Source organism: Micromonospora sp. URMC 105, from assembly GCF_051386295.1.
Classification (GTDB): Bacteria; Actinomycetota; Actinomycetes; order Mycobacteriales; family Micromonosporaceae; genus Micromonospora.
On the sequence record NZ_JBPQTL010000213.1, the window covers coordinates 1 to 753 of the forward strand.

Consider the following 753-nt stretch of genomic DNA (forward strand, 5'->3'; position numbering starts at 1 on the left):
GCCGAACAGCCCGCCCACCACGCCGGCGATGGCGATCAGGTCGGTCATCCGGAACGGCTCGGGTCCGCCGGCGTTGGTGACCGCGTCCAGGTGCCCGGTGAGCACGTACTCGCCGGGACAGTTGCGGTGCGCCATGCAGTGCCCGATGTAGGCGTTGATGCCGGCGATGTACTCCTGCACGTCCGCGTAGAGCTGCTCGCCCCGGGGGCCCTTGCGCCGCAGCGCCTCCACCTGGGCCGCCAGGTCCGCCTCGGTGTACGGCGAGTTGCGCCAGACGCTCTGCTCCAGCGCCCGGTTGCCGGGCGCGCCACCGGCGAACGGGGTGAGCGTGCCGCGCCCGACGTGGCGCAGCAGGTCGATGGTGAACAGCCGGTCCTCGGCCCCGGCGTAACCGGCCCCGAACATGGTCCCGCCGCGGGTGCTGCCGGTGACGTGCGGCACGCCGGTCGCCCGGTCCCGCACGATGGTCACGTCGGCCCGGGGCGAGTAGCTGCGCTCCACCTGATCGGCCGGCACGCCGAAGCCGGCGTCGTTGAAGAACGCGCCGAGCTGGTCCTCGCGCAGCCCGGCGTAGCCGTAGACCAGGTCGGCGTACCGGCCGAGCTGGTCCCCGGCGTGCCGGGGCAGGGTGCCGAGGGCCTGGTTGGCGAGCACCTCGACGAGGGTGGCGTTGCCGTTCTGTCCCGGCGCCAGGATGTCCGCGCACTCGCCGAGACAGTAGTCGCCCGCGGCGAACCCGCTGGTGGCGGCAGT

The 753-nt window shown here is 73.7% G+C and carries 1 protein-coding gene; it reads right to left on the reverse strand.

Annotation, left to right across the window (positions count from 1 at the left end; translation table 11 throughout):
* Positions 1–753 (reverse strand): penicillin acylase family protein (locus ACSNN7_RS29000; protein WP_436684222.1); only part of this gene is annotated, 753 nt, incomplete at both ends.